This window comes from Streptomyces sp. G7(2002), assembly GCF_028870195.1.
GTDB lineage: Bacteria > Actinomycetota > Actinomycetes > Streptomycetales > Streptomycetaceae > Streptomyces > Streptomyces nigrescens.
The window spans coordinates 1,366,658-1,383,666 of sequence record NZ_CP102609.1; the positions used below are offsets into that span (position 1 = coordinate 1,366,658).

Sequence of the window (17,009 nt, forward strand, 5' to 3'; positions counted from 1 at the left end):
CCATGACCGGATCAGTCTTAGCCGTCATGGCCCACCCCGACGACCTGGAGCTGTGGGCCGGAGGCACGCTGGCCCTGCATGCCCAGCAGGCGCCGGTCATCGGAGCGGTCAGGGCCCACGACGACATACGTGACGCCGAAGCGGTCACGAGCGCCGAGATCCTCGGCATCCGGCTCGAGTCCCTGAAGGATGTGGATGCCGCAGCGGTGGGCGAACTGATCGTCCGACACCGTCCGGACATCCTGATCACCCACCCTGTCGACGACGTGCACCCTGACCACCGCGCGGCAGCAGCAGCTGTCCTCGCCGGCCTGCCCGACGCCCACATCGCCACCGGCACACCACGCAGGCTTTACACCTGCGACACCTATAACTCCCTCACCCTGAGCGGACAGGTCAACGCGTCGGTGATCGTCGACGTGACCGCCACCTTCGCGCGGAAGATGCGCGCCCTCGCCGCACACTCCTCTCAACCCATCGAAGATCACTTCGGGCCCATGGCCCGGCACCAGAGCGGGCTGTGGGGCGGCCGGATCGGCGTGGCACACGCCGAAGCGTTCACTGCTGTCCCCATCCTCGGACGCCTGCCCGGCGCCGCCCACCTCTGACCAGCTCACCCGACCCGCGTGACTCTCATAGCGAAGGGTTGCACCGTCATGCCCGAAAACACCCGATCCACCACCGTCTACCAGTACAGCCTCCTTACCGCTGCGCCGCCGGTGCCCTCCCAAGACGCCACGAACACATCCCCTTCCCTCAGCCGATGAACCCGGGAGACGCCATGCCCCCGTACGAGGCCGTCATATTCGACTTCGGTGGAGTCCTCACCACGAGCCTGGACGACTGCGCACGCGCCTTCGCCCGGCGCAGCGGACTCCCCGACGACGCCTACCTCCATGCCGTCACCGTCAACCCCGTAGGACGTCACCTCTTCGCTCAGCTGGAACGCGGAGACATCACTCAGGAGTCCTGGAACGAGGGCATCGCCCAGCTTCTGGGAATCGACGGCACAGACCTGATGCGCCGCGCCCTGACCCCGCTCAAGCCCGAAGCCTCGATGGTCGAAGCCGCGCGGGCCATCCGGGCCGCCGGCCTGAGGACGGCAGTGCTGTCCAACAGCATGGGCATGAGCCCCTTCAACATCTACGAGCCGTGGAAGCTGGAGGACGAACACGACGTGGTCGTCCTGTCCGAACAGGTCGGGATGCGCAAACCGGACCCTGAGATCTACCAGCTCACACTCAGGCAGCTCGGCTGTCGAGGGCCAGCGTGCATCTTCGTGGACGACATCGAGGCGAACCTCCGGCCTGCCCAGGACCTCGGCATCACCACCATCCACGCTCAACAGCCCGACCAAACTCTCCTACGCCTCGGTGAGTTCCTCGGCCTGCCCATCGCTGCCTTGTGATGCCTCTGCCCGTGCCGTTCACCGAAGGGCAGCAAGACCCAGCTGTCACACGAGCATCAGCCTCGGCGTTTCGGCCACTCCTGCATGCGCGGCCTTCCGCTGCGCCCCAAGGGTCGACGCACCAGGCACCCACCATCTTCCGCGCGTCCGTGCGGAATCCATACCGACTCAAACGCGTGTGTTCGATATCGGCGCTCTGGTCGTTGACCCCGGTGGCGCCGATCGAACCCCAACGACCGTGCAGGAGGTTTGCAGTTGACCTCGGCTGATGCCAAAAGGACGCAAGACACAGAGCCGCCGCCACCTCCCCCCGCCGAGATCACCTATTCGGGGCAGTACTCCGTAAATCCGCTGGGCGAGGTCTCGTTCCGCAGGCTCTGCGGACAGCTCCCTTCGGTCCTGCGGCGGATCGCCAAAATGTCCTGGGACGTCGACCGTCCGGCCGTCCTCCTGCTGCTGGCCTGCCAGCTGCTCACCGGTGTGGCTGCCGGAGTGTTGCTGACCGCGACAGCCAGGGCGATGCGCCCGCTTCTCGGCAGCGGTGCCGTTTCCGAACGGCTTGCTCAGGCGCTGCCGGCTCTCCTGGTCGTCGCCGGGGCGGCTGCTCTGAACCGCGGTGCGGGTGCGGTGGCCGCGTATGCCGAGCGGCGGATCACCCCGAAGCTGACGACCGTGACGGATACCGCGCTGGTCGAGGCCGTCTGCCGGGTCGAGGCAGCGGCCTATGCCGTGGACGGATTCGCGGACCGGCAGGAGGCCGCGGAGATGGGGGTGATCCGTACGCACGTCATGGTCACCGATGCCCAGCGCTTCCTATCGGCTCTGGTCAAGATGGTCACGGCCAGTGGTGTGCTATCGGTCCTGAACCCCGTGATGCTTCCCCTGCTCCTTCTCGCTGTGCTCCCGGGCGGGGTGGGAGCGGTGCTCACGGCCCGCGTCGACTATGAGATCCACTACGCGAACATCGCCGATCGCAATGTGCGCGGCATGATGCGGTGGTGGTCGACGACCCCGAACTACAGCGACGAGGTCCGCGCCAACAGCATGACGGACTACTTGCTGTACTGGTACAGGTCCCTGTCCGAACGGGTCGACCGGCGTACGTTGGCCGCCGCCCCGCGCACGCTGCGCATCGCGTTGGTCTCCTCGCTCGTGGGCGGGGTATTCCTGGTCGCCACGTGGGCGGCATTGACTTGGCTTGCCGCAACGGGCCGGGTGGCGCTCGCCATCGCCGCCACGGCGGTCGTCGCGGTACAGACCACGCTGGCCGCTCTTTCCCAGGTGATCATCAATGGTGCTGCCGTCTTCCACACGAGTCTGTACCTCAGCGACATGCAGGCATTTCTCGATGACGCTGCCGAGCGGGCGCCCCAGCGGGGCGAACTGCCGGTGCGTGCACCGGTGGAGGAGATCCGGCTGGAGGAGGCCACCTACCAGTACCCGGGCAAGGACAAGCCTGCCGTCGACGGTGTGTCCCTGAGCTTGCGGCGTGGGGAGATCCTCGCGATCGTCGGGGTAAACGGCTCCGGCAAGAGCACCCTGACTCGCTTGATCACCGGCATCTACCTCGCCGACAAGGGGCGCGTGACCTGGAACGGCTCGGACCTCGCCGCCATCGATCCGACCACCGTCTGGGCCTGTACCGGGCTGGTGCCGCAGATCTTCGCGCAGTGGCCGCTACGGGTCCGCGAGAACGTGAGGCTGGGCCAGCCTCGGCCTCGGACGGTCGATGACGGGCCGGTGTGGGAAGCGGTCGACGCCGTGGGCATGCGCGAAGCGGTCGAAGACCTCCCGAGCGGCCTTGACACCCTCCTCGCGAGGGAGGTCTTCGGCGGCGCGGAACTGTCCGGAGGGCAGTGGCAGCGGCTGGCTTGCTCCCGCGCCCTTTACCGGCGCCCGTCCCTGCTGATCTTGGACGAGCCCACCTCACAGATGGACCCGCGCGGTGAGCACCAGATCTTCGAAGAGATCAAGTCCATCGCCGGCGAACGCATCACGATCGTCGTCACCCACCGCTTGGAGAACACGAAGGTGGCCGACCACATCGTGGTCATGGAGCAGGGCCGCATCACCGAACAGGGCCGGTACGACGACCTCGTTCACGCCGGCGGCACCTTCGCCGAACTCCTCCAGCTCTCCCAGGACCGGTAACCAACCCGACTCTTCAGCCAGCCTGCCCAGTCGGCAGTCCGTCCTACCTGCTGCCAGCCGGGCGGGCACCACCGCTTCCGCCCTCAACGACTGACAAGGAGTGCCCCAGTGACCTACGACCGAACTACCTGGTTCCTTCCGGCTGCCCCGGCTGCCGACCGTCCGTCACCTGGGGAGGCAGCATGAGTGGCACGTGGCTGCCTCCCGAGCAGTACATCGCGACTCTGCCCAAAGCCACCGTCTACGCGTGTCTTTTCGTCACCGACGAGGCATACCGCCCGCTCCAACTGCGTGCTGCCCGCAACGCCGACCTATGGCAGTGGCCCGGCGGCAACATGGACCCGGGCGAAACTCCGTGGCAGTGCGCGCTCCGCGAATGCCTCGAAGAGACCGGCTTGAGTCTCGCTGTCGAACCGCAGCTGCTGGCCGTGCACTTCCTGCCTCCACTGGGTGACTGGACCACCCACAAGATCGGCTTCATCTTCGACGGTGGCCGGCTGACCAGGAAGCAGATCGACAGCATCGTCCTGGACCCGGACGAACACACGGAGGTCGCCGTCAAGTCACTGGACGTCTGGAAGAAGGAGATGTCCATGCACTCCTTCGACCGCCTCCAGGCAGTCGCCCGCGCCCGCCACACCCGATCGATCTGCTACCTGGAACAGACAGCCCTGCCATAGCCAGGGGAGCGGAGCCTCTCCGCTCCCCTGGCGCGATCAGCGTCCCTCTACCGAAGGAGCATCAGTGGACACCTCCGCCAGCAGCACCTCGGCTGCCGCACCGGGACAACCAGAGATGTCACACGAGGAATACGCGCGCTCACGGCATTCGGTCTGGCTCGGCGCGGCGGCGTTGTTCACCGACGAGATCGGCCGTGTCCTGCTGGTCAAGCCGACCTACCGCACGCAGTGGCTGCTGCCGGGCGGCTGCGTAGAAGCAGGCGAAGGCCCCGATGAGACCTGTCGGCGCGAAGTCCATGAGGAGCTCGGCCTGTCGGTGCCACTGGGGCGGCTTCTGGCCGTGCACTGGCTCGCCCCTGGGCACCCGGACCGCACCGAGGGAATGCCCTTTCCCGGCGAGGTCCGCTACGTGATGGACGGCGGAACTCTCACCCCGCGGGACATCGCCAGGGTGCGTCTGCCCGAGGACGAGCTGAGCGGATACGAGTTCCTCGACGCGCGGGCGGCGGCCGAGCGGATGGTCCCGGTCGACGCACAGATCCTGCTGGCCGCGCTGCGCGCCCGCCTTGCCGGCATCACCGCTCACCTCAGCGGAGGCCGGCACGTTGGCCCCGTTCCGCCTCTGGACCGGTACCAGGTGCGCACCCGGCCCCGGGCCGGACGCGACTGGCCCTGGCACCCCGGCCGTACCCCAGAACACCTCCCCATCCGGCAGGCGTGGGGCTGGCTGTTCGCACCCGACGGCCGGGTAGTGCTGGTCATCGACCCGGCAGAACCGTTGGCCATGCTGCCCGGCGGCACCGTCGAACCCACCGACGCCTCACCGGAAGCCGCCCTGGTACGCGAGGCCGCAGAGGAAGCGCAACTGACCCTCGGCGAGGTGGAGCGGCTGGGCTGGGTCTACGACGCCACCGGGGAGGTCTACGGAGGGATCGGCGAGTGCGCCCGACTGCGCCTGGTCGCGCCAATCACCGGGGCCGGGCCTTCCTTGGTTGATCCGGCCAGCGGGCGACAGTTCGCCCGGTTGCTGGCCACCCCCCATCAGGCTGCCGCCCTCCTGGGCTGGGGCGAGCAGGGCTATCAGCAAGCGGAGCAGGCGGCACGGATCGCCAGGACGCGATGGGGGATCCCGCACGCCGCACCGTCACCGATCACGGAACTGCCCCCGAAGGGAGGTCTGTGAACCGGCTGACGCAGGCAGATGCGCCCTGCCCGCGGACCCTGATCCCCCGACGTCGCCCTAGGGGTCGCAGCAGCCCCGGCGACCGCTCATCTTCGCTTGCCCGACCGTCCCAAAGCAGCCCTCCGTGCAGTCGAGGACTGCCGGCACGGCGCCCATCGATGCCCCACGGAGGCACCATGTTCAAAGGAATCCGCACCGTGATGATCTTCTCCGAGGACCCCGAAAAGTCCGCCCGATGGTGGTCCCACGTCCTCGACACCCCCGTACACCGCGACGTCGCCGGAACCAACGTCTACACCTGGCTCGACGTCGCCGGCATCGAGATGGGCTTCCACATGCTCGACGAGCAGCGCAACAAGCGCGGCGGCAGTCCCGTGCCGTACTGGTCCGTCGACCACCTAGACACTGCACGCGAGATGCTGCTCGGCGCCGGGTGCACTCACCACCGCGGGCCCCTCGACGTAGGGGACGGCCGCCAGATCGCACAGCTGGTCGACCCGTTCGGCAACATCATCGGAATCGACGGCTACTGAGAGACCAGGCGCCCTTGGCCCTACGCCTCAGACCATGCGGTGGAACGAGCGAAGCAGGCCGCCGAGGCCGGGCCAGGATCGGTAGGAGCCAGGCGCCTGGCCTATCCACGAGCGTGTCGGCCGGGCCGGGCCCGTTGCGACCCCGGGGTGTCGCCCCTCTTGCCCCACCCCGGCCGACCTCGCCCTTCGTAGCTACTGCCTGTAACGTGCGGCCCGGCATGCCGGGTGAACGCCTCTCATCAGCCCGGGACTTGATCCCTCCTCCAGGAACGAGCGGCCCGGCACGCCTCCACAACAAAGGTTCCTTGTGCGCTACTTCGCCGGCATCGACTGGTCGGACACCTCTGGGCACGCCGTCGCCGTCATCGACACCCACGGCCACGTCGTCGCCGAGGCCCACATCGAGGAAAGTCCCGAGGGAGTCGCCGAACTGCTGCGCCTGCTCTCCGGCGTCAGCCGACGCCGACGGAGCATCCCCGTCGCGATCGAGACAAGCCGCGGGCTGCTCGTCGGCACGCTGCGGGCCCACGGCCAGCCCGTCTGCGCGATCAACCCCATGTCCGCTGCCCGCTACCGCACACGCCTCACGCCGTCCCGGAAAAAATCGGACCCCTCGGACGCCCGGCTGCTGGCCAACATCATCCGCGGTGATGCGCACCTCCACCGCGCCCTGTGGAGTCCCAGCCCGCAGGCGGGCGCCGTGAACACCCTGGCCCGCGCTCACCTGGACGCCGTCCGCGACCAGCGCGCCCTTGCCAACCGCCTGCGCAGCAGCTTGCGCGAGTACTACCCGTCCGCCCTGTCCGCCTGGGCCCACCTGCCCGACAACATACTGAGGCCGGAGGCTCGCGCGGTGCTCGCGCTCGCGCCCACGCCGACCCGCGCCGCGCGACTGACCCAGCGCCAGATCGCCACCGCCCTGACCGCCGCCGGACGACGCCGTCAAGTCGACGACCACACCGCCCGGCTGTACGCACACTTCCGCATACGCACCCTGCGCCAGCCGCCAGCCGTCGAGGCAGCCATGGGCGCCCGCACTGCGGCCGTCCTCGGCCAGCTCGACCAGGCATGCCGCGCGACCGACGCCATCACCACACACCTGCAGACACCTTCGCCGCACATCCCCAGGCCGCGACCTATCTCAGCTTCCCCGGCGTCGGAACCGTCATCGGCGCCCGGCTCCTCAGCGAGATAGGGGACGCCCCCCGCTTTCCCACCGCGCGCGCTCTGCGCGCCTACGCCACCGCAGCCCCCCTGACCTGGGCCAGCGGCACCAGCCACAGCGTCTCCCGGCGCCGACTCGGCAACAAGATCCTTATGACCACCGGCCACCACTGGGCCTTCGCCACCCTCACCGCATCCCCAGGCTGCCGCGTCCACTACGACCGCCGCCGCTCCGCCGGCGACCGGCACGCCGCCGCCCTGCGCAACTTGTACGGCCGGCTCCTCGGCTGCCTCCACCACTGCCTGGCCACCGGCCAGCCCTACGCCGAACAGCACGCCTTTCCCACGCGTGGCGACAGCCCAACACCGCTCTTGCCGCCTTGGCCGCACGGCGCAGAGACCTGACCGCGCCGGCGGCCCACGGACATCCAGTGACTACACCGTGGCGTGCAGCTCGCCACGTTCAAGTGCCTCGCGCAGCACGTTGGAGATCTCCTCAGGCAGCAGGTTCACGCTGGCGAGAGCCTCAGTGGTCAGGGGGATCTCGTCGAGGAGGTACTCACCGCGGTCGTCCCGCTGGAACTCAGGTCCGGTCCTGTCGTCGAAGTTCCACTTCCCGATGTGGGCGAGGTAGAAGTATTCGGTTTCGCCCTGGGCGTTCTCGAGTTGGTGGAGCAGGCGGGTGATCTCCGCCTCGCCGGCAATCTCTTCGCGGACCTCGCGCAGGAGGGCGTCCTCGCGGCTGGCGTCGGTGTCCTCGACGCCGCCCCCGATGATCACCCAGTACGGGGCGATGCCGGCGCGGACACGCCTCATCAGAAGCAAGGTGTTATCCGGTGTGATCAGAATAGCGCGGACGCGCTGCTTCATCGGGTGGTCTCCTTCGGGTTTGGCGGTGCGGTGGTCAGTGGAGCAGCCAGCCGCCGTCGATGTGCAACGACTGGCCTGTGATGAACGATGCGGCCGGAGCAGCGAGGAAGGCGATGGCGGCGGCGACGTCGTCGGGTTGACCTCGGCGGGGGACGCACTGGCGGGCGATCTGGTCTTCGGGGCGTGCGCGGTGGTGAGCGGGCAGGGTGTTCTCGGCGTCGACCTGGATGGCTCCCGGCAGCACAGTGTTCACGCAGATGCCGTGGGGGCCAAGTTCCCTGGCCAGGGACCGGGTGAGACCGAGCAGACCGGCCTTGGCGGTGCTGTAGGCGGTCAGTCCGGGGCGTCCTGTGCGGGCGTTGACGCTGGAGACATTGATGATGCGGCCCCACTGGCGGTCGATCATCGCTGGGGTGACGGCGTGGCTCGTTCGGTAGTGGGTGGTCAGGTTGACGTCAAGCGCGTGGCTCCAGGCGATTTCGTCGGTCTCGTGCCAGGTCATGCGCGGGTAGGCGCCGGCGTTGTTGACCAGGATGTCCACCGGACCCAACTCACTGGCCACCTGACGGGCCATCAGTTCGACCGCGTCCGGGTCGGTGAGGTCGGCGTTCACCTCGATTCCGTCTGTGCCAAGTCGGCGTACCTCGTCGAGTGCGGTGCGAGCCTGGTCGATCTGGGCGTAGTGGCCGATGGCGACGGTGGCGCCGGCGCTGGCGAGGGCTCGGGCGGTGGCCGCGCCGATCCCGGTTGCGGCACCGGTGATGAGAGCGATGCGGCCCTGCAGAGGGCGGGTGGTCAGCGGCGGGGCGAGGAGGGGCGTGGTCACGGGCTCTCCATGGTCACGAGGTCGGTGTGCGTGAACGGGGTGGGGTCTGTCAGGTGCTGGACCTGGGCGAGTTTGGCCAGCAGGAGGAGGAGGTCGCTGGGGCTGAGCAGGTGGGGCGGGATGACGCCGAGGATGCGGAGGGTGAGGAAGGGGCCGAGGGCGTGCAGTTGCCTGCCGTGGGCCAGGCCGGCGGCGTCGCCGAGATCGGTGGTGATGCGGGCGAGGAGTCGGCTGAGGGCGGTGCGGCGGCCGGGGCCGGTGGACCAGGTGTGGTGCAGGTCTAATCGCCGGTGCCGGGTGGACAGTTCGGCGTGCTCGATGGTGGGGGTGGCCGCCGGGGGCAGGTGGAGGGGCAGGGTCCGGTGGTAGACGTCGCGCTGGTAGGTGGGCACGAGCCAGCCGCCGAGGGCGAGGAGGTACCACAGGAGGTTGGCGATCTCACCGGCGAGGGTGTTGCGTCCGGCGTACTCGAAGTCGAGCCAGCACGCGCCTGCGGCGCTGGCGGCGATGTTGGGCTCCGTTGGGTCGCCTTGGGTGAGGGCGGACGTCCACTGGCTGTCGGGGTGAAGCGCGCAGCGAGCGGCCTGGATCGCGGCGGGCACGTTCAGAAGGAGTGGGGTGTCGTTGACGGTGGCGGTGTAGCCGGTGAGCGTTCGGAGGGGAGTCCGCTCGCCGGTGTGCGTGTCGGTGACGATGAGGCTCGGGTCCTGGTACCAGGTGTCGAGGCGGCCCCCGGGGCGGATGCGGTCGGCGTAGAGGGCGGGCACGCAGACTGACAGGGCCGCGACCCGGCCGGACGTCTTGACCGCGGTGATCAGGTCATCACAGACGGCATCGATCAGGCCGGCGACATCGCCGGTGGGGGCGTGTCCGTGGTCGGCGAGGGCGATGAGATCTCCCAGCAGGAGCTGGCAGCGGCCGGAGGCGAAGACGTCCTCGTAGGCGATGACGTCGGTGTCGGCGTCGAGCCGGGTGCGTTGGAGGAGGGCGGGGACTTCGAGATGGCCGGCGATCCGGCGCCAGCCGAGTTCTTCGGAATGCGCCCTGGCGGTGGGAAGGGTCTTGCGGAAGGGGCCACGGGCGAGCACGGTGTTCACGCGGCCGCCTCGGAGGCCGGCATGGTGGCCATCCAGTGGTCGAGGACGAGCTGAGCGAGGTCCTGGGCGGCGGCCCGGTCGGTGCGCGCTCTGAGCACCAGACCGTCGTTCTGCTCGGCCGCTGCGCGCACAAGGGCGTCCAGGGCGTCGGTGTCTGCGGCCTGCTCGGTGCCGTCGAAGCGGAGAATGACCTTGGCCAGCAGGGCGGTCACCTTGAACAGGGCGCGCAAGTCTGGGGCACCCTTTAAGAGTTGCCGACGGATCTCGACGGCTGCCTGCACTCCGGCTTCCAGGCTCGCGGCGACGTCATCGGCGAGCGGCGGGGCGGGGATCGTCAGGCCCTGCCGGGCCCACAGCGGGAGCAGGGAGCCGGTGCCGAGAAGGGTCATCACGTGCAGGAGGCGTGAGGTGACCGCGCCGGCGTGGCACTCGGCCTGGCTCAGGACGGTCAGTCCGAGTTTGACCTCGCCCAGATCGCTCTGGGCCTCGGTGAGAGCCTGGCGCAGTTCGGTGGTGCGGTCGGGCTCGGCGATGACGAACACGTCCAGGTCGCTCCAGCCGTGCTGGTACTTGCCGCAGGCGCCGCTGCCGGTCACGGCGAGCAGATCGATCAACGGCTCGGGCCGGTTCGTGGTGCGCTCCAGCAGGGCAGTCAGGAACCTCTCCAGTGCGACTGGCAGCCCGAGGGAATTCACCGGGGTAGTGGCTGGGGTGACGGCGGGCCAGGCGGCATCCAGCGCGATCCTGTCGAGCTGGCGCTCCAGCGCCAGGCGGCTGCGATTGTTATCGACCACGGCGTCGGCGATCGTGGCGATCTCGGCTGCGCCCCGGGATGCCTTCACCGTGTCGCGGAGAGTCACATCCTCAGGGCCGGCCGTCCCGCGACGGGCCCGCAGCTCGGCTGCGGTAGCGATGTAGGCGACCGAGAGCTGGTCGCCGAGCATCCGGTGCATCTCGGCGGTGACGTCGAGCTCGTGGAGGGACTCCAGAGTGATGCGGTCGAGGAAGTGGTGCGCTGCCGCGTAGCGGTCCAAGCCGTCCAGGAGAAGTTCAGCGCGGACGACCGGAGCGAGGGCGTAAGGGTCATCGAATCCGTGGCGGTGTGCGGCGTCGTCGATCAGGTAACCGATCTTGAGGCGAGCGTGGCCGTGGCGGGTGCGCAGGTACTCCCCCGCGGTGCTCTTGCCGCTCTCGGACATGCCGCCCAGCGCGACGACGCGGACACCGGGCAGGCACCCTGCTGGTACGAGCGACATGTGCGGGTGCAGGAGGCCGCGCAGGTCGTGCTGGACCGCGACGACGGAGCGGTTGTCGACGACGAGGACCCCGTCGAAGCGGTCCTCGTCGACCAGGCGGTGGATCTGGTGGTGCAGGTGGCGCTGGTAGTCGACGTAGGTGGGGGTCACGCTCGCCTCGTGGGACAGGGCGCGGGCGGTGCCGATCGCCGGGTCCTCGTGGTGCAGCAAGACGATCCCGTGCTCGCCGACCTCGGCGGCCTTCAGGTCCTGGGCGTAAGGCTCCAGTAAGCCACGTGCTCTGTCGGCGGCCTGCTCGGGGGGCAGGTCCTCGCGCACCGCGGCGGTCGCGGCAACGGACGCCTCCAGCATCGGCAGGCCCCGGTCCATCAACCGCAGCCCCGCCCCGGCACCCGGGCGGCTGGAGCGCTGGAGGTAGGAGGCGGCCAGGACATCGGCGACCTCCTGCATCGGCCCGGTCTGGAACCACCAGGTGCTCATGCCGTTCTTCTTGATCTCCTCCCACCGGGCGTCGTGCACGTCCAGCGGTCCGCTCGCCACGGCGGCGGGGCCGATCCGACGCGCGAGGATCCCGAGCTGTTTGGTCTTGCCGGTGTTGTCCGCGCCGCTCAGCGCGAGGGTGGTCACCGCGTCGTCGCCCATGCCGGGCCTCCGATCCTGGTCTGGGCCTGCCACGTGCCGACTGGCCTGGGGAGGCGAGTACACCCAACGCTCTTCCCTGGAACCAGTGTTCGAGGGTCATGCGAGGGTCATGCAGCTGTCGCGTTCGGGCCCCCACGCATGCCTTCGGATGCTGAGATGGACGGGTGGACACGCTCCCCAAACACCCGCTCGCCATCGCCCGTGACCTTTACGGCCTGTCCCAGAGCGACCTCGCCGAGGGGATCAAGCAGGCCGCACGCCGCCGCGACCGCAGGGCCGGCACGACCAAGCAGCAGGTGTCCGTGTGGGAGCGCCCCGGGGGCCGCCCGCCCGATGCCTGGTACCAGCAGCTGATCGCCGATGTCTTCGAGGTCGACCACGACCGCGTGACCGCCCTGGGCTGGCCGTACTGGCTGCCCGGGCACGACGCGCCCGTTGACCTGGGCACAGGAGAGACGGTCGCCGCACTCAGAAAGGCCCAACGCCAAGCCATGCTCAACCGCCGCACCCTCTTCGGACTCGCGCCAGCCGCTCTCGCGACCCTCGCACAGCAGTGGGCCACCCTCGATCCCGCCCTTGCCGCTTCGGCCGCCGACGGCCAGGTCGCCCCGGAGTTCGTGACCTATCTGGAGAGCAGCGTCAAGCGCCTCGCGGGCATGGCCACCGCGGACCGCCAGCACAGCGCCCAGATCCTTGACAGCTATTACGACACCGTCATCGGTCTACTGGAAAAATGCCGTTCCGACCGGGCCACCGAAGAGCGTCTCTACACGCTGGCCTCCTCCCTTGCCCAGACGATCGGATGGCACCGCTTCGACCACGAACACCACACCGACGCAGGCCACTACTGGTGCGCGGCCCTCCACGCCGCCCACCACCTCGGCGACCGCGACCGCGGAGCGGGCATCCTCTCCGACCTCGCCTACCAAAGGATCTGGCTCGACCAGGCAGGCACTGCCATCGACGTCCTCGACCACGCCCTCTCTCGCACCCAGGACGCCACCGCCCGATCCCTGCTCCACCTCCGCAAAGCCCGGGCGCTGGCCATGAACGGCGACGCCCGCGCCTGCCGTCGCAACCTCAACGCCGCCGAACACGCGCTCGACACCGCAACCGCCGCACCCCCCGCATGGTGCTCCTGGATGAGCCCAGCAGACCTCGCCGTCGACTCCGGCCGCTGCCTCATCGACCTCGGCGAAACCGGCCCCGCCCTGCACCAGATCACCCAGGGAGTAGCCCTCCTGCCCACCGCCCGGGACAAAACCCGCGCGGTCTTCCTCGCCTACGAAGCCGAAAGCCTGCTACGCCAGGGCGAGATCGACCACAGCGCCGCAACCGCCCACGAAGCCCTCGTCCTCGCCGAGAGAATCGGCGCCTCCCGCTGCGTCCGCCAGATCAGCGACCTCGCACGCGGCTACGAACCCCATGTGAAAGTGCAGGGTGTTGAGCAGTTCCTCAGCGTCGTCCGGGCAGCGGCATGACACCGCCAGGAGGCTCCTCATGAACGACGATCTGGGGCTCGCCCCCACGTCCGGACCGCTGACCGCCGGGCTGCCCACGGCCCGAGCGGCAACCCCCGCAGACGCGGCAGGCATCATCCGGCTACGCTCCGAGTACCTTCATCGGCGGTCACCTGGTCCGGGCGTTCCCGACCGGCCATCACCCGCCACCGCCCACGCCCCCGCGCGCTGCAGCGGATGCCCCGTGGAAGTCAGCGCGCCCGTCCGCTCTCCGACGGCCACGTCCGAGTTCACCTGATCCATCCGAACCCCTGCACCGTGTCGAGGCCGAGCCCCCATGACCAGAGCGCTTCCACGAACCGGGGATCCGCCTCCAGCGCCACGCGTACCTGCGCTCCGATGCGCGGGGCTCCCCGCACGGAGAACCGACGCCTGGGCCCAGCCTCCAGCACCTTCAGGCCCCCGGGTGCCGGCAGCCCCAGCACGTCAGCCTTGTGTGCCAGGTTGCGCTCCATACGTTCGACGAAACGCTCGTCACCGGGAAGCAGGTCACGGCCCTCGTGCCGAATGACGACCGGAGTCGCCGTGACCAGCTCCACCACGCCGTCGACGGCTGCCGGAGCGCCGAAATCGACCGCGAAGCCGCGTACCTGCAGGCGGGCCGTTCCCCACACGATCTCGGTGCGCGCCGCCAGCGCCGCCACCAGAGCGGACGCTATCTCCGGGACCGGAGAGCCGAACCACACCGACCCCTCGGGGGACGTGGTGTACACCCCCTTCTTATGCGGCGCGCCCTTGAACTGCGGGCTCGTCACCCCGACCGGCTTGAGCGAACGTCCCCGCCAACCCTCATCGTGCAACGCCTTCGCCAACGCCGGGTCATGCTCTCCGATCAACCCGTACACCACACCCCGCGCCGGGCCGTGCACGTCCTCCCACCGCAGACTCGGAACATCCGCAGTGACATCCACCCTCATGCGCATCGCGGCCTGCCACCACACGCCGGAGACGAAGCCAAAGCCATCAAGCGTCGCTCAACTGTCATGTTTGCCAGGGTAGTTGCGTGAAAGGAGTTCGATGATGTTTTTCTTGTATATGTCACAGAAAGGGCCAATACGTGATAGATGACATGCTGGTTCAGGGGGCACAGGAATGCGGAGGCGCAGATGGCCCCCAGGCGCAAGCTAGCGGCCACCACTGACACCGGTCACGAATTTGCCTACCGTTGCGCGATCCACGACCGTCTCAAGTTTGCCCGCTCCACCCGCCAGTCAACAAAGTGCTGTGACCTGCACAAATGCACTACCGCCGAGTCGCTGCAGTACCGCCCTGAAGGCCAGGCTCTGGACGAAGGCTGACCTGCGGCTTTACCGTCGGGTCGTAATCAGCCCTGGAGGGTTCGCAACAGGAGCTTGTGGACTTCCCAGGCGTCGCGGCGGCCGCGTCGTAATCAGCCCTGGAGGGTTCGCAACAACTCCACGCCGGCCATCACCTTGTGCGTGTCAGCGTCGTAATCAGCCCTGGAGGGTTCGCAACAGGGCTGCTCCTGTGGAGAGGGTCAGCGCGCAGGTGTCGTAATCAGCCCTGGAGGGTTCGCAACTGCACCCACCCCACCCGCGGCTTCTGCTCCGCGTCGTCATCATCAGCCCGGGAGGGTTCGCAACGTCGGGAACCGAGACTTGGATGTGGGGGCGATGGCGTCATTATCAGCCCTAGAGGGCTCGCAACACCTTGAGGAGGGAGTCGGCCCGCGGCGTCTGGCCCGGTCGTCACCAGTCCTGGAGGGTTCGCAACAGGACCTCCTCGCGGCACGGCAGCGGCGCCTCCCGCGTCGCCATCAGCCCAGGGAGGGCTCGCAACATGGCCAGCTCGTGTGCGTCACACCCGCCCAAGCCCGTCGTCATCAGCCCTCGGAGGGCTCGCAACTACAGCTCGTTCGCCCCCTGCGAGCGAGCGGCCCGAATCGGCGGCTGACTCTTGGCCTGATGGCCGAGGTGCTGGCAAGGAAGGGGTGCTTCGCGGCAGGTCGCGCCCCGGCCTCGACCCAGCTTGGGACGGTACAGCTCTCGGCGGGCGGATATCTAAACGGCTGTTGACACGTCGCCCATCGGTGACAGTCCGTTACCGGAGCTTGGGCATTGCTCGCAACTCGTACCCGCTTTGTCAGTGGCGGGTGGTAAGCCTGCTCTTCAGCCAATCAGCTTCTCGAGTGAAGGGCGAAACAAGATGGCGGGAGAGCGCTACGTCGACCACAAGGCCCTCAACGCATTCGCGCAGAGCAAGGTGAACGTGCCGCCGGGGGAGGCGAAGGAGCGCCGCCGACAAGTGAACCACCTGCGGCAGCGGCTGGAGGACTACATCGCTGCCCATCCGGATTTCGACCTGGTGAAGCTCCGCGCATCCGGCAGCACAGCCAAGCACACGGCGATCCGACGCAAGAGCGGCACAGGGGCCGACGCGGACGTTGCCGCCTACCTGCACACCTCGAACACGGACATCGACGTCTCGACCATGCTGACCTGGCTACGAGACCGCTGCATCGAGATCTATGGCGCAACGAAGGACGAGGAGGACTTCAAGCCGTCGGACCACGCCGTCGGGATCACCATGAGCAGTGGTTTGAAGATCGACGTCGTTCCCGTGCTCTACACCGGCGAACCGGACGACAGGGGGTACCTGGTCACCGCTGACGGCACCAAGGTGCTCACGTCGGTCACGCTGCACCTGCAGTTCATGACGACGCGCAAGGACAAGGCAGGCGACGGGTACCGAGAGGTGATCCGGCTTCTGAAGGCGTGGATCCGCCAGAGCAAGGAGGCCGACACGGAGCTGCGCTGCAAGTCGTTCCTGATCGAACTCTTGGTGGCCCATCTGTGGGACGTCGGCTGGAACGGCAAGTCCCTCCAGGTAGACGACTACCCGGCAGCGATCGAACAGGTGCTCTCCTACATCGTCCGCACTGGCCTGAAGACACCGATCGCCTTCACCGACTACTACAAGACCGACGCGGTGAATGCGACGACGGAACCCATCCAAATCTGGGACCCGGTCAACCCGGAAAACAACGTCGCGCGCGGCTACACCGAGCGGCACCGCCAGCGCCTGGTGAACCACGCCAGGAACACCCTCGACACCATCTCGATGGCCGCCTACGCCGCCACGAAGGGCGAGGCGCTGGACGCCTGGCGCGAGCTGTTCGGCCCCACCTTCCCAGGAGAATGACCATGGCCGGCTCGTACTCCAGGTCCGCCTCCGCCTCGTTCACGATCACCGACGCCCGCTACGTCGGAGGCAGAGTCGGCGCCGACCTACGCCTTCTGCACAGCCTCTACGGCAAGCCCGACCTCGGCAGCATCGAGAACTACGCCGAGGAGGTGGCAGTCCTCCTCAACCGCGGGTTTTTGGACACCGTCGACTACGGGTTCCGCGACACGGGCACCAACGCCTGGAGACTCCGCCTGCGCTACACAGCCACGGTCGGCGGCCAGCTCACCGACTCACGTCCCGGCAGCTTGCCGGACCCGGTCGATCTCACCGGCTATGGCTTCTACAGCTTCCTGACCTACAGCTCCGCCTTCTTGCTCCTGACCAGCAGCGAGCAGACCGGGGTCAAGGAGACGTTGCCGATTTCCCGGACGACGGGCACCGCCCCGAGCGCCCTCGCGGGCACTACCACCACGGGGCACGGCTACGCCCGCAACGGCGCTGGCGTCTCCCGAGACGTCTACCTCGCCTAGTC

The 17,009-nt window shown here is 68.5% G+C and carries 16 protein-coding genes and 1 pseudogene; 12 read left to right on the forward strand and 5 right to left on the reverse strand.

Annotated elements, in window-relative coordinates; translation table 11 throughout:
- Positions 1 to 2: 2 nt before the first annotated feature.
- From NUT86_RS05425 to NUT86_RS05465, 9 genes and pseudogenes are all read left to right on the forward strand, one after another.
- Positions 3 to 608 carry a PIG-L deacetylase family protein gene (locus NUT86_RS05425; RefSeq protein ID WP_274733781.1) on the forward strand — a complete coding sequence of 202 codons (606 nt, stop codon included), beginning with the start codon at positions 3 to 5 and terminating at the stop codon, positions 606 to 608.
- Between the two features lie 155 nt (positions 609 to 763).
- The gene (locus NUT86_RS05430) at positions 764 to 1,408 is read left to right on the forward strand and encodes an HAD family hydrolase (RefSeq protein ID WP_274733783.1); all 645 of its coding nucleotides are present in this window, start codon (positions 764 to 766) and stop codon (positions 1,406 to 1,408) included.
- A 255-nt stretch (positions 1,409 to 1,663) separates the two neighbouring features.
- Positions 1,664 to 3,559 carry an ATP-binding cassette domain-containing protein gene (locus NUT86_RS05435; protein ID WP_274733785.1) on the forward strand — a complete coding sequence of 632 codons (1,896 nt, stop codon included), beginning with the start codon at positions 1,664 to 1,666 and terminating at the stop codon, positions 3,557 to 3,559.
- A 182-nt stretch (positions 3,560 to 3,741) separates the two neighbouring features.
- The gene (locus tag NUT86_RS05440) at positions 3,742 to 4,239 is read left to right on the forward strand and encodes an NUDIX domain-containing protein (protein WP_274733786.1); all 498 of its coding nucleotides are present in this window, start codon (positions 3,742 to 3,744) and stop codon (positions 4,237 to 4,239) included.
- 64 nt (positions 4,240 to 4,303) lie between these two features.
- Positions 4,304 to 5,422 (forward strand): NUDIX hydrolase, encoded by a 1,119-nt coding sequence (locus tag NUT86_RS05445; RefSeq protein ID WP_274733788.1) that lies wholly within the window; start codon positions 4,304 to 4,306, stop codon positions 5,420 to 5,422.
- Between the two features lie 176 nt (positions 5,423 to 5,598).
- On the forward strand, positions 5,599 to 5,955 hold the full coding sequence (locus NUT86_RS05450) for a VOC family protein (RefSeq protein WP_274733790.1): 357 nt from the start codon (positions 5,599 to 5,601) through the stop codon (positions 5,953 to 5,955).
- 307 nt (positions 5,956 to 6,262) lie between these two features.
- Entirely contained in the window at positions 6,263 to 7,150 is an 888-nt protein-coding gene (locus tag NUT86_RS05455) for an IS110 family transposase (RefSeq protein ID WP_274733792.1), read from the forward strand.
- Positions 7,147 to 7,269 (forward strand): annotated as a pseudogene (locus NUT86_RS05460) (transposase); the annotation flags it as partial. The gene NUT86_RS05455 and the pseudogene NUT86_RS05460, both read left to right, overlap by 4 nt.
- 3 nt (positions 7,270 to 7,272) lie before the next feature.
- Complete coding sequence (locus tag NUT86_RS05465; protein ID WP_274740779.1) at positions 7,273 to 7,524, forward strand: hypothetical protein; 252 nt, start codon at positions 7,273 to 7,275, stop codon at positions 7,522 to 7,524.
- A gap of 30 nt (positions 7,525 to 7,554) precedes the next feature.
- Here the strand turns inward: NUT86_RS05465 and NUT86_RS05470 are convergent, their stop codons facing one another.
- The 4 genes from NUT86_RS05470 to NUT86_RS05485 are packed head-to-tail and all read right to left on the reverse strand — an operon-like array spanning position 7,555 to position 11,810.
- Positions 7,555 to 7,989: an NUDIX domain-containing protein gene (locus tag NUT86_RS05470; RefSeq protein WP_274733794.1), complete on the reverse strand. Its 435-nt coding sequence runs from the start codon at positions 7,987 to 7,989 to the stop codon at positions 7,555 to 7,557.
- A 34-nt stretch (positions 7,990 to 8,023) separates the two neighbouring features.
- Positions 8,024 to 8,815: an SDR family NAD(P)-dependent oxidoreductase gene (locus NUT86_RS05475; RefSeq protein WP_274733796.1), complete on the reverse strand. Its 792-nt coding sequence runs from the start codon at positions 8,813 to 8,815 to the stop codon at positions 8,024 to 8,026.
- Entirely contained in the window at positions 8,812 to 9,912 is a 1,101-nt protein-coding gene (locus NUT86_RS05480; RefSeq protein ID WP_274733798.1) for a hypothetical protein, read from the reverse strand. Before NUT86_RS05480 ends, NUT86_RS05475 begins: the two co-directional genes overlap by 4 nt.
- Positions 9,909 to 11,810, reverse strand: a complete 1,902-nt coding sequence (locus tag NUT86_RS05485) for a nucleotidyltransferase domain-containing protein (protein WP_274733800.1) — start codon at positions 11,808 to 11,810, stop codon at positions 9,909 to 9,911. Before NUT86_RS05485 ends, NUT86_RS05480 begins: the two co-directional genes overlap by 4 nt.
- A gap of 164 nt (positions 11,811 to 11,974) precedes the next feature.
- Between NUT86_RS05485 and NUT86_RS05490 the strand changes: the two genes are divergently transcribed.
- Positions 11,975 to 13,291, forward strand: coding sequence for a helix-turn-helix transcriptional regulator (locus tag NUT86_RS05490; protein WP_274733802.1), 1,317 nt, complete (start codon positions 11,975 to 11,977; stop codon positions 13,289 to 13,291).
- A gap of 269 nt (positions 13,292 to 13,560) precedes the next feature.
- On the opposite strand, the gene cas6 is transcribed toward NUT86_RS05490, so the two are convergent.
- A complete protein-coding gene (gene cas6 / locus NUT86_RS05495; protein ID WP_274733803.1) occupies positions 13,561 to 14,271 on the reverse strand; it encodes a CRISPR-associated endoribonuclease Cas6 in 711 nt (236 codons plus the stop codon).
- A gap of 1,225 nt (positions 14,272 to 15,496) precedes the next feature.
- Here cas6 and NUT86_RS05500 point away from each other — a divergent pair.
- Complete coding sequence (locus NUT86_RS05500) at positions 15,497 to 16,492, forward strand: CBASS oligonucleotide cyclase (RefSeq protein ID WP_274733805.1); 996 nt, start codon at positions 15,497 to 15,499, stop codon at positions 16,490 to 16,492.
- A gap of 2 nt (positions 16,493 to 16,494) precedes the next feature.
- Positions 16,495 to 17,007 carry an HORMA-1 domain-containing protein gene (locus NUT86_RS05505; protein ID WP_274733807.1) on the forward strand — a complete coding sequence of 171 codons (513 nt, stop codon included), beginning with the start codon at positions 16,495 to 16,497 and terminating at the stop codon, positions 17,005 to 17,007.
- The last annotated feature ends 2 nt before the right edge of the window (positions 17,008 to 17,009 follow it).

What these genes read in the sequence shown, in the direction of transcription:
- NUT86_RS05485 (WP_274733800.1), bottom strand. Translation starts at nt 11,810, where the DNA reads ATGGGCGACGACGCGGTGACCACCCTCGCGCTGAGCGGCGCGGACAAC.
- NUT86_RS05440 (WP_274733786.1), top strand. Translation starts at nt 3,742, where the DNA reads ATGAGTGGCACGTGGCTGCCTCCCGAGCAGTACATCGCGACTCTGCCC.
- NUT86_RS05470 (WP_274733794.1), bottom strand. Translation starts at nt 7,989, where the DNA reads ATGAAGCAGCGCGTCCGCGCTATTCTGATCACACCGGATAACACCTTG.
- NUT86_RS05430 (WP_274733783.1), top strand. Translation starts at nt 764, where the DNA reads ATGAACCCGGGAGACGCCATGCCCCCGTACGAGGCCGTCATATTCGAC.
- NUT86_RS05465 (WP_274740779.1), top strand. Translation starts at nt 7,273, where the DNA reads ATGACCACCGGCCACCACTGGGCCTTCGCCACCCTCACCGCATCCCCA.
- NUT86_RS05500 (WP_274733805.1), top strand. Translation starts at nt 15,497, where the DNA reads ATGGCGGGAGAGCGCTACGTCGACCACAAGGCCCTCAACGCATTCGCG.
- NUT86_RS05425 (WP_274733781.1), top strand. Translation starts at nt 3, where the DNA reads ATGACCGGATCAGTCTTAGCCGTCATGGCCCACCCCGACGACCTGGAG.
- NUT86_RS05450 (WP_274733790.1), top strand. Translation starts at nt 5,599, where the DNA reads ATGTTCAAAGGAATCCGCACCGTGATGATCTTCTCCGAGGACCCCGAA.
- NUT86_RS05505 (WP_274733807.1), top strand. Translation starts at nt 16,495, where the DNA reads ATGGCCGGCTCGTACTCCAGGTCCGCCTCCGCCTCGTTCACGATCACC.